Source organism: Corynebacterium sp. HMSC05D08 (assembly GCF_001807215.1).
In the GTDB taxonomy this organism is placed as follows: Bacteria; Actinomycetota; Actinomycetes; order Mycobacteriales; family Mycobacteriaceae; genus Corynebacterium; species Corynebacterium striatum.
This window is the reverse complement of sequence record NZ_KV788296.1, coordinates 3,490-12,808: the sequence shown is the minus strand read 5'-3', so window position 1 is coordinate 12,808 and position 9,319 is coordinate 3,490. Positions and strand designations below refer to the sequence as shown.

Genomic DNA, 9,319 nt, shown 5'->3' with positions numbered 1-9,319 from the left:
ATTTTTGCGACACATCTGTCGCACTGGGTGTACCCCATTGTTTAGTAATGGTGTCCTCTACTTTGGGCGATTGCTTTCAAATGCTGGGCGCGGGGACAACAATTCTGGAAAAGCTAGTTTTGGATCTCTCCTTGGCGAAGCCGATCGAAGACGCTACCGGCGTAATTCTCGTCGAGGATGAAACCGTTGTCGGTTTCTTTGAGAACTCCTTCTTTGACTCTGCGATCCCACCACATGATTAAGGATGCGAGCGTGTAGCCGAGTTCGTATTTCTGACCAGGAACTATAAATGAGTTCTTCATGAGTTCTGGGAAGGTTAGTATTTGTCCTTCTCGGCCTCCGTTGGCAAATGTTTCAGGATCGTGTTGGGGCTCAATATGCTGAACAATCCAATACACAACGTCGTAAAAGGTTCGACTTTCAGGGCTATTCTCGGTGATTATTGGATTTAAATCTTTGGTGATGAGCTCTGTGGCCTGTTTTAAAAGCTTTTCGATTCCTGGTGTTGGAGTGGCAGATATCGCCTTTCGGAGAGGTTCAGAAAGGGATCCATATCGAACACCATTGATCCCGATGTTATCCGGCTCTGCATCTTCAACCGTTTCTTCTTGGTCTGGGTAGGGGCCTAGCTTAGACAAGAATGCGTCGACTGATTCTGCAACGGGCATGATGATCCCATCGGGATCGGTATCCACGTACAATACGGCGCCTTCTGGGAAATCTGGCAAGCCGTAGTTAATGACAAAGCATTGATGCATTCCGTCTTCGCTAGCAGCCAAGAGAAGGACTTCTTCGGGAATCTCCCACTCATCCATGAGGAAGGTTGCGTAGTCAATCAAATCAACATGAGCGCCATTGCTTGCTGTGCCGTTGCCGAAGATATCTTCAACAACGACCTCCAAGGTGTCCCCATCAGGCAGGGAAATATCTGTAAGGAAGCATTTTTCTAGGTTGAGGATGCCGCCTCCAGTTTCTGAAAGCAGCATCTTGTAATCATCAGGTAGCTTTTTGCCAAGCTTGCTTTCAAATTCAAGGATGCGTTGACTGTCTGCTGGCTGTGCAGTGTACTCAAAAAGGTTGGCGTAGTTTTTCATGATTGTCCTTTACGATTCGAGGGGTTTACCTCAAAGGGGCGATCAATGGTAGGAGGATCGTGAACTAGATACTGTTGACGGTATGCATATTGATAGCAGTAAAAATGATAATTCTCGCGTAATTAATTTGATAGAGAGATCGGAGATGAACGGGGACCCTGGATTTGATCTATTTTCCCCTCGGCTTGAGCTGAAAGCTCTACGTGAAGCAGACCATAACTTCTTGGAATGTAGGGTGTACGGTCCGGAATTTCCAAATAAATATGTGCCTGAAAGGAGTCCGGACTGGGACACTGCCCGGACGGTAAAACAAGTCTCCGTGCCGAACGGTGCAGATTGCGATACTTGGGTAAAAGTAGCAAACACTCTGATAGATGACACCCTCGCAGAAAGTGATGAAAAGGTTGACAGGGGGCCTGACGCCTGGGGCAGTCTTATCGAATCCCTCGAGAGTCGTGTTATTGAAAGGATTGTTGGCCGCTAGGTCTCTGGCTAAGTTCTTGACTGCGGCGAATCCACCCTTTAATTCTATGTTTGCTTTCGCGCAGCACAGAGAAATCTGCCTCAGCAACGCCCCGCAGATAATCCAGATGAACTTCTAAACTTAGCCACCAGTCTCAAAGAAGGGTTAAGGGTCAAAAAGTGTGTCCGGAATCGCGGATTTTCACGGATTGACCTGTAGGTTTCCGGAAAGTATATGCTCCGGAAGCATATATCTAGCCCCCGACGGGAAATCCTCGGTGTGGCAGCCGTGATGTGCTATGCGCGGCGTGGTGTGGTGTCGCAATGTCGAAGAACCAACCACGCTGCCACTGCGGCGGTGAAATGAAACGCAACGGCACCACCAGCAAAGGCACCACCAGATGGCGCTGCAAACAATGCGGCGCCTCCAGCGTCAAACGTCGAAACGACATCACCAACGCGGCAGTGTTCACCCAGTTCATCGAGCATTGCACCACCGCAATATCACTCGACGACCTAGCCAAACGAAACGGTGTTAGCCGCGCCACCATGAAGCGGCGCTTCAAGTGGTGCTGGCTCGTTGATGTGCCTGACCCCACCGCCGGCCACCACAAGCGGATCTACGACCAGGTATTTCTCGATGGCACCTACACCGCCGGTGGCTGCCTGATCGTCGCGGCGACCATCGACCACGTGATCGCCTGGCACTGGTGCAAACACGAAACCACCCGCGACTACCAACTGCTGCTTGAACGCATCGAAGCCCCACTCATCGCCGTCATCGACGGCGGCCAAGGCGCATACAGCGCAATCAAAAAGTGCTGGCCGACTACGAAAATTCAACGCTGCCTCGTCCACGCCCAACGCGTGGTCCGCCGCTACACCACCACCAACCCACGCACCGATGCCGGGCGCACCATCTACCGACTTGCGCTGAAACTGACCCGGATCACCACACTGGATGAAGCCGCCGCGTGGGGTGTGCAACTGCACGAGTTTTCAACGATCTACCGGGAATGGATGAACGAGAAAACCATGATCAAAGACCCCAAAACAGGTGCATGGACCCGCGTGTGGACCCACCACAACGTGCGCAAGGCCTACAACAGCCTCAACCATCTTTGGCGGTCCGAGATGCTGTTTGTCTACCTCAACCCGCCAGCAGGAGTCCTTGCGCCCGAGCGGATCAAATCCACCACCAACAGCTTAGAAGGCGGCATCAACGCCCAGCTCAAACTGCTCGCCAGAACCCACCGCGGCAGATCAGGCGAACGACAACGCCGCATGCTGGATTGGTGGCTCTACTTAAAAACGGAACTGCCTGACGATCCAGTACGAATCGCCAGGCAGTCCGACTGGGGCCAGGGCCAACTCGCCAAAGTATCCACCCTGACCCAAACCGAGAACCAAGCCGACCACGAAACAGGACGCCCAGCCCTCTACGACAACGCTATCGACACCGACTACACCCACTCAATCGGCATTCAAAAAGGCCAAATCTAACCCCCGCGACACGCCGAGCCAGACACACATTTTGACCCTTAACCCTTTAAATGGATATAATTAGACCCATGTTGATTTCAGGTACCGCTTTCTTGCGGTTGCGCACCAACCGCTAAGGCGGTTTCCTACCCCGTAGGTTAAAAACCGCTCCGGTCCTTTAGCCGGGCGGCTATTTGTCATGCCCGGCTCCCTTTCAAATCCAAGGAGCACACCTGATGTCTGCATACGGACACGGCCGTCACGAGCATGGCCAAAATTTTCTCACCAACCACAAGATCATCAACTCCATCATCGACCTTGTGAAACAAACCTCCGGCCCCATCATTGAGATCGGACCAGGAAGCGGTGCCCTCACTCACCCGATGGCCCACTTGGGGAGGGCGATAACGGCAGTTGAAGTGGACGCAAAACTAGCTGCCAAAATCACACAAGAAACCTCCTCGGCGGCGGTCGAAGTGGTCCATGATGATTTCCTTAACTTCCGGTTACCCGCCACTCCCTGCGTCATTGTGGGAAACATTCCCTTTCACCTCACCACTGCCATTCTTCGAAAGTTGCTGCATGCGCCAGCATGGACTGACGCTGTACTCCTCATGCAGTGGGAAGTCGCTCGCCGCCGGGCCGGGGTAGGCGCAAGCACGATGATGACGGCTCAGTGGTCCCCATGGTTCACATTTCACCTGGGTTCTCGGGTACCAAGGACTGCTTTCCGGCCACAGCCAAACGTTGACGGGGGGATCTTAGTGATCCGCCGGGTGGGTGACCCGAAGATTCCGATAGAGCAGCGCAAAGCCTTTCAGGCGATGGTGCACACCGTTTTCACTGCCCGGGGACGCGGGATAGGGGAAATTCTCCGAAGGGCAGGGTTGTTTTCATCACGTTCAGAAACACAATCATGGTTGCGCTCGCGAGGAATCGACCCCGCGACCCTACCTCCCAGATTGCACACCAACGACTGGATCGATCTCTTCCAGGTGACTGGTTCCTCTCTACCTCACCATCGACCCATTTCACCATCGGGAAGTAGTCAACGACCTCCTCAACGGAAAAACCGAAGCCGGCGGCGTTAATCCCCACCAAAACCGAAATCCACCAGTAGTACTAAAAGGGCTCTTCCGGTTTTAGAGTGCATTGATTAGTTCGCCGGGGGTTCGGGCGTGGCACAAGATATTGGGGTCCTTGGCTTTGTAGGAAAAAGGTATCTAATCCATCCGTACAAAACTAAGGACCTACTGTGCAGCCTAACGGAAATGTCATCGTCGATACCATCTGCCGCACCGCAAAACTAGGAACTACTATCACCGGTGCCACAGAAAACGGTGACGTCACTGTTATTGAAGCCGAACCCGTCGAGCCGATCAATGAATGCCCTACCTGCGGGCAGCCTGGAGTATTCCGCGACCACGTCATCCGCAGCCTGGTCGATCTGCCCATCGTCGGCCACCCAACACGCCTTCATGTGCGCCTTCCACGCTACCGGTGCACCAACAAGCGTTGCTTGCAGAAGATCTTCCGTGCTGGCCTTGCCTGCGCGCCCGACAATTCAAAGACCACGGACCAGGTGACCCACTGGATCCTGCAACGACTCTGCCTAAATCGGATGAGCGTTGCCGCTGCACCCAAGTCATTAGGCCTGGGGTGGGATATGAAGTGTCCCAGGTTTTGTTCCGTTTGATGAAACCCGTTTTTGAAACAACGTACGGAGCACAACGCACGCCGATGCCAAAGCTTCCGCAACATCGACTACCTCATCAAACCCACGACAGTGGGATTCACACACTCAATCGGCATCCAAAAAGGCCACATCTAACCCCGCGACACGCCGATAGCAGACACACATTTTGTCGCTTAACCCGTTAAGGTGTGCGCATATGACTACAACCAACGAGATCAGGGTCGCGGAGGTAGCGGACGCGGGGGTCGTCGCAAAGCTATTGCGCGATTTCAACACAGAGTTTGATACCCCGGTTCCCGAAGGCCTTGAGGAGCGGTTTGCGCAGATCATCGCACACGACGACGCCTTCGTTCTCCTCGCCGGCGATATTGGTTTCGCCTACGTCACCCTGCGCCCGAGCCCGTATTACGACGGGCCGGTGGCGATGCTCGACGAGCTCTACGTCGCACCTGCCCACCGCAATCGCGGGGTCGGCACGGCGCTGCTGCAGCGGGTCTTCGAGGAGATCCGCAAGCACAGCGCCGGCGAATTACAAATCAACGTCGACGAGGTAGACACCGATGCGCGCCGCTTTTACGAACGCCACGGCCTGACCAACATCGAGCAAGGCTCCCGCATGCTGCTCTACATCCGGGAGCTTTAGGCCGGAAGCGATAGCTTTGCGACGAGCCCACCACCGGCCCGCGGCGCAAGCACCAGGGATCCGCCATGGGCGTTCGCGATCGCATCGACGAGTGCCAGCCCGAGCCCGTGGCCGGCACCTGCGGTGCGTTCGGCGCGCGCGAATGGTTCGGTCCAGGTTGCAACCTCGGCCGCGGAGTAGGTCTCGCCGCCGGATTCCACGGTGACCTCAGCGAAGTTGCCCACCTTGCGCAGGGTGAGCGCGGGGTTGTTGCCGTGGGTGAGTGCGTTGCGCACCAGGTTGTCCACCGCCTGGCGGGTCAGGGTGGGGGAGGCGTCCACGGTCACGGGCACGGCGTCGGCGGGGACGTTGCGGTCGGCGCACACCTCGCGGCACAGTTCTGCCAGGTCGAGGCGCTGCCGGTCGCGCACGTCCACGTTGGCCAGCTGGAGTAGGGCGGCGACGGTGTCGGCGCTGCGGGCGTTGACCTCGCGCACGCGGGTTAGCGTGGGACGCAGCCCGCCGTCGTCGCCGGTCAGGGCCACGTCTGCCATGGTCTGGATGGTTGCGATCGGAGTCTTCAACTCATGGGAGGCGTTGGAGGCGAACCGGCGCTGGCGCTCCACTGCGCCCGCCAATTCGTCGAGCATGACGTTGAGCGCGTCTGCGAGTTCGCCGACCTCGTCGTCGGGACCATGGTGGGTGATGCGGGCTGAGAGGTCGCCGCGGGTGACGGAGGCGGCGTCGTCGGCAATGTCGCGAAGAGGTTTGATCACCAGGCCTGCCACGAACCAGCCGATCACACCCGCAAGCAGGGGCAACAGGGCAAGTACCGACAGGGAGGCGAGGAGGACGCGGCGCAGGATCTCGCTGGTGATCGGCACGGCACCGTCGATGATGACACCGTCCTCCACCGTGGGGAAGGTGGCCGTTACCGGCACCGGGGTGAGCTTCAGGTAGGCATACACCAGCCCGATCAGAGCCAACCCCATCCCAAGCACCGTGGCCACGAACATCACCGTAATGCGGGCCCGCAAACTCAGCCTCATCGTTCCTCCTCCGCCACGTAGTAGCCGGCGCCGGCCACGGTGTGCACGATGCGCGGTTCGCCTAGCTTCTTGCGCAGGTGCGACACCGTCACGCGCGGGGAGTTGGTGAACGGGTCCGCGTTTTCGTCCCACGCCTCCGCGAGCAGGTCCTCGGCAGAGATCACCCCGCCGTCGGCCTCCATGAGTACCTCGAGCACAGCGAACTCCTTCGGGCTCAGTGGCACCGTCTCGCCACCACGGGTGACCTCGCGCCGAAAGGTGTCTAGGCGCACATCCCCGCAGCGATACACCTCGCCGCGCGCCGGGGCGTTGCGCTTCGCCAACGCATTAACCCGCGCGATTAACTCCGGCACCTCGAACGGTTTGGGCAGATAATCGTCGGCGCCGAGCCCGAAGCCTTCCAGCCTGTCGTCCAGGGAGCCGGACGCGGTCAGCATGATCACCCGGGTCGCGGGATGCGTATCGACGACCCACCTGCACACCTCATCACCATGCAACCCCGGCAGGTCCCGGTCGAGCACGACGACGTCGGGGCGGGTGTCGTCGATACGCGAACGCGCCTCCAAGCCGTCATACACGGCACTAGCCTGCATGTTTGCGTTGTTGAGTGCGGTGGCGATGGCGTCGGCGAGATAGGCTTCGTCGTCGATCACAAGTACCCGAATTGTCATGAGCCCGATCGTATCGGCGGGGGTGTTGCGCCCACGTTAACGTCACCGCAACATCTGGCTGCGTAACTTCCACAGCCATGCAGACCCGAAACGTAGGAATCGACGCCGCCCGCGCGGTGGCACTCGTCGCCATGATGGTCGCGCACCTCACCGTCCAAGAGGGCATCACTGCACAGGTGCTGTTCGGCTTCCCGGCCGCACTGTTCGCCTTCATCGCCGGTGTCTCAATGGGGTACATGCGCGCCCAGCCCGCCGAGTTCATCGTGCGCGGCATCCTTCTGATCGCCCTGCACTTCGCGCTCGCCCCATTTTCGGGGTCGATCGTGGTGGTGCTCGGCACCATCGGGGTCTGCATGGCGCTGCTCGCCTGGGCGCCACGCTGGGACACACCACTGTTGCTGTGGCTCGCGTGCGCCCTCACTTTTGGCTCGGCGGTGCTCGCGCCGTCGTCCTGGCCGTACCCGCCCATGATGTGGGCCACGCTCATGATCGCCGGCATCCTGTTCAAACGCTACATGCCGTTGTGGCCCGGCCTCGTGGTCGGCGGGGCGCTGTTCGCCCTGGATGTGGCGCTGCGCTGGACCACACCGTTGCCACCGCTTCTCGACGCCACCGGCCACACCGGAGGACTCATGGACGTTGTGGGCAGCGTGGGGGCGTCGATAAGCATCTGCGCCCTGTGCTGCCTGGCGCAACGCTGGCTCGGATGGCTCGCCCCGCTGGGCCGTATGCCGCTGACTCTGTACTGCATCCACGTGCTCACCGCCGAGTGGCTCAACGTTTGGGTGACCGTGGGCGGCGCCATCGTGATCGCTTACGTATGGCTCGCGATATTTCAGCGCGGGCCGCTTGAAACTGTAATTCGCCGCATCACCGCGGTAGTGAAGGAGAACAATCGTGAAAAAGCTCGCAGCTAGCCTCGCCGTCGCAGGCGCCCTCGTCGCCCAGCCCGCATGGGCGATGGAAAGCACCACCTTCGCCGGCGACGTCGACGAAGCCAAGCCCGTGGTCTCCGTGCGTGTCGACGACTCCGATCCCGACGACGGCGTCTGCACCGGCACCGCCATCGACCCCCACTGGGTCATCACCGCCCGCCACTGCGTCGAGGCCGCCGCCAAGCCGGGCGGCTCGGTGCGCACCGGCCAGGGAGACGACCAGCGCGTCTACAAGGTGGACCGCCACGAGGTTGCCCCGCGCGGCGACATCGCCCTGCTCCACACCGAAGAGGAAATGCAGCTAGATACGTTCGCCGAGGTTGCAGACGAGGTCCCCGCCGGCGCTGTGAACATCTACGGCTGGTCCTCCGACGGCTCGGGAGGCTCCACCGAGCTGCCCTCCGCCGAGGCCGAGGTCCGCGGCGATTCCCCGCTCGCCCTTTTCGACGCCCCAACCGCCCTCGAGGTCGCCCTCAAGAACGGCGCCCGTATCCAGCCGGGCGACTCCGGCGGCGCTATCTTCGCCGACGGCAAGGTCGCCGGCATCATGTCGGCTGGACTCTTCGAGGACCCGGACAACCCGACGGAGGAGGAAATGACCTCTAATGCCGCCGTCGCGGTGGCGCCGGTTGCCGAGCAGGCCGAGTGGATCCGAGGCGTCGTCGGTGGTGAGGGTGCGGATTCTTCCGCGGACGCTTCTCCGGAAGCTGAGGCTGAGCCATCGGCTTCCTGGCGCAACGTCGCGATCGGCCTGGGCGTTTTGGCCCTCGTCGTTGCTGGGTTCCTGGTGCTGCTGCGCCGCCGCTCCAACTAGGCTTTGTGTTGAGGGGGTGTTCCTATATAGGTTGTCAACTCCGTGGGTGAGGTTGTTGGGGGTATGAAGGGCTTCTGCTTCGCCGTGTGAATGTTGTTTTCGGGCATCTCGAGGAGCCGATTGGGCTTGCTGCTCAATCGGCTTGGATGGGAGCTGTTGGTTCTAAGCTGCTGTGACCTCTTGGACTGTGGAGATGTCTCGGTAGAGCTCGCCGCTACGCATCATGGCGAAGAGAACGTTGAGGCGCCGGCGTGCGAGTGCGACAACTGCGGCGTTGTGTCTTTTGCCTTCTTTGCGTTTTCGTTCATAGAATTGCCGGGAACGCTCGTGGAATCTGATCGATGCAAAAGACGATTGCCATAGGGCGTTCTTTAATTTTTTGTTGCCAGCCCGGTTGGGCGAATTCGACATGATGGACGTTCCCGACTGATTCGTCCGCGGTGATAGGCCTGCATAGGACGCTAGGTGCGCTGCATCGGGGAAGTCGGACATAT

Annotated in this window: 11 protein-coding genes and 1 pseudogene; 8 read left to right on the top strand and 4 right to left on the bottom strand. The window is 58.9% G+C overall.

What is annotated here, in order from left to right; genetic code table 11:
• Positions 1-113 precede the first annotated feature (113 nt).
• Positions 114-1,094, bottom strand: coding sequence for an SMI1/KNR4 family protein (locus HMPREF3148_RS02095; protein WP_049152275.1), 981 nt, complete (start codon positions 1,092-1,094; stop codon positions 114-116).
• Between the two features lie 82 nt (positions 1,095-1,176).
• Between HMPREF3148_RS02095 and HMPREF3148_RS13465 the strand changes: the two genes are divergently transcribed.
• The 6 genes and pseudogenes from HMPREF3148_RS13465 (at position 1,177) to aac(3)-XI (ending at position 5,377) form a co-directional block, all read left to right on the top strand.
• Positions 1,177-1,578 carry a hypothetical protein gene (locus HMPREF3148_RS13465; protein ID WP_049152276.1) on the top strand — a complete coding sequence of 134 codons (402 nt, stop codon included), beginning with the start codon at positions 1,177-1,179 and terminating at the stop codon, positions 1,576-1,578.
• A 302-nt stretch (positions 1,579-1,880) separates the two neighbouring features.
• Positions 1,881-3,059 carry an IS256-like element IS1249 family transposase gene (locus HMPREF3148_RS02085; RefSeq protein ID WP_005323424.1) on the top strand — a complete coding sequence of 393 codons (1,179 nt, stop codon included), beginning with the start codon at positions 1,881-1,883 and terminating at the stop codon, positions 3,057-3,059.
• Between the two features lie 50 nt (positions 3,060-3,109).
• Positions 3,110-3,175, top strand: coding sequence for an erythromycin resistance leader peptide (locus tag HMPREF3148_RS14210; RefSeq protein WP_071569110.1), 66 nt, complete (start codon positions 3,110-3,112; stop codon positions 3,173-3,175).
• A gap of 99 nt (positions 3,176-3,274) precedes the next feature.
• Positions 3,275-4,129, top strand: a complete 855-nt coding sequence (gene erm / locus HMPREF3148_RS02080) for a 23S ribosomal RNA methyltransferase Erm (RefSeq protein ID WP_005390949.1) — start codon at positions 3,275-3,277, stop codon at positions 4,127-4,129.
• A 164-nt stretch (positions 4,130-4,293) separates the two neighbouring features.
• Positions 4,294-4,713: pseudogene (locus HMPREF3148_RS13035) on the top strand (transposase family protein); the annotation flags it as partial.
• 217 nt (positions 4,714-4,930) lie between these two features.
• A complete protein-coding gene (aac(3)-XI, locus tag HMPREF3148_RS02075) occupies positions 4,931-5,377 on the top strand; it encodes an aminoglycoside N-acetyltransferase AAC(3)-XI (protein ID WP_046095284.1) in 447 nt (148 codons plus the stop codon).
• Here aac(3)-XI and HMPREF3148_RS02070 read toward each other — a convergent pair.
• Positions 5,374-6,405, bottom strand: a complete 1,032-nt coding sequence (locus HMPREF3148_RS02070) for a sensor histidine kinase (RefSeq protein WP_070508610.1) — start codon at positions 6,403-6,405, stop codon at positions 5,374-5,376. The genes aac(3)-XI and HMPREF3148_RS02070 overlap by 4 nt on opposite strands.
• Positions 6,402-7,070 (bottom strand): response regulator transcription factor, encoded by a 669-nt coding sequence (locus HMPREF3148_RS02065; protein ID WP_193391061.1) that lies wholly within the window; start codon positions 7,068-7,070, stop codon positions 6,402-6,404. The genes HMPREF3148_RS02070 and HMPREF3148_RS02065 overlap by 4 nt, the downstream gene beginning before the upstream one ends.
• Before the next feature lie 83 nt (positions 7,071-7,153).
• Here HMPREF3148_RS02065 and HMPREF3148_RS02060 point away from each other — a divergent pair, with 83 nt between their 5' ends.
• Together HMPREF3148_RS02060 and HMPREF3148_RS02055 are read left to right on the top strand one after the other, a co-directional pair.
• A complete protein-coding gene (locus HMPREF3148_RS02060; RefSeq protein WP_049147422.1) occupies positions 7,154-7,993 on the top strand; it encodes an acetyltransferase domain-containing protein in 840 nt (279 codons plus the stop codon).
• Positions 7,974-8,825 carry a trypsin-like serine protease gene (locus HMPREF3148_RS02055; RefSeq protein WP_049147424.1) on the top strand — a complete coding sequence of 284 codons (852 nt, stop codon included), beginning with the start codon at positions 7,974-7,976 and terminating at the stop codon, positions 8,823-8,825. The genes HMPREF3148_RS02060 and HMPREF3148_RS02055 overlap by 20 nt, the downstream gene beginning before the upstream one ends.
• A 162-nt stretch (positions 8,826-8,987) precedes the next feature.
• On the opposite strand, the gene HMPREF3148_RS13945 is transcribed toward HMPREF3148_RS02055, so the two are convergent.
• Positions 8,988-9,319 (bottom strand): transposase (locus HMPREF3148_RS13945; protein WP_246818792.1); only part of this gene is annotated, 332 nt, incomplete at its 5' end.

Coding starts and splice junctions, on each gene's coding strand:
- HMPREF3148_RS02095 (WP_049152275.1), bottom strand. CDS start 1,094: ATGAAAAACTACGCCAACCTTTTTGAGTACACTGCACAGCCAGCAGAC.
- HMPREF3148_RS13465 (WP_049152276.1), top strand. CDS start 1,177: ATGCATATTGATAGCAGTAAAAATGATAATTCTCGCGTAATTAATTTG.
- HMPREF3148_RS02085 (WP_005323424.1), top strand. CDS start 1,881: ATGTCGAAGAACCAACCACGCTGCCACTGCGGCGGTGAAATGAAACGC.
- erm (WP_005390949.1), top strand. CDS start 3,275: ATGTCTGCATACGGACACGGCCGTCACGAGCATGGCCAAAATTTTCTC.
- HMPREF3148_RS02070 (WP_070508610.1), bottom strand. CDS start 6,405: ATGAGGCTGAGTTTGCGGGCCCGCATTACGGTGATGTTCGTGGCCACG.
- HMPREF3148_RS02060 (WP_049147422.1), top strand. CDS start 7,154: ATGCAGACCCGAAACGTAGGAATCGACGCCGCCCGCGCGGTGGCACTC.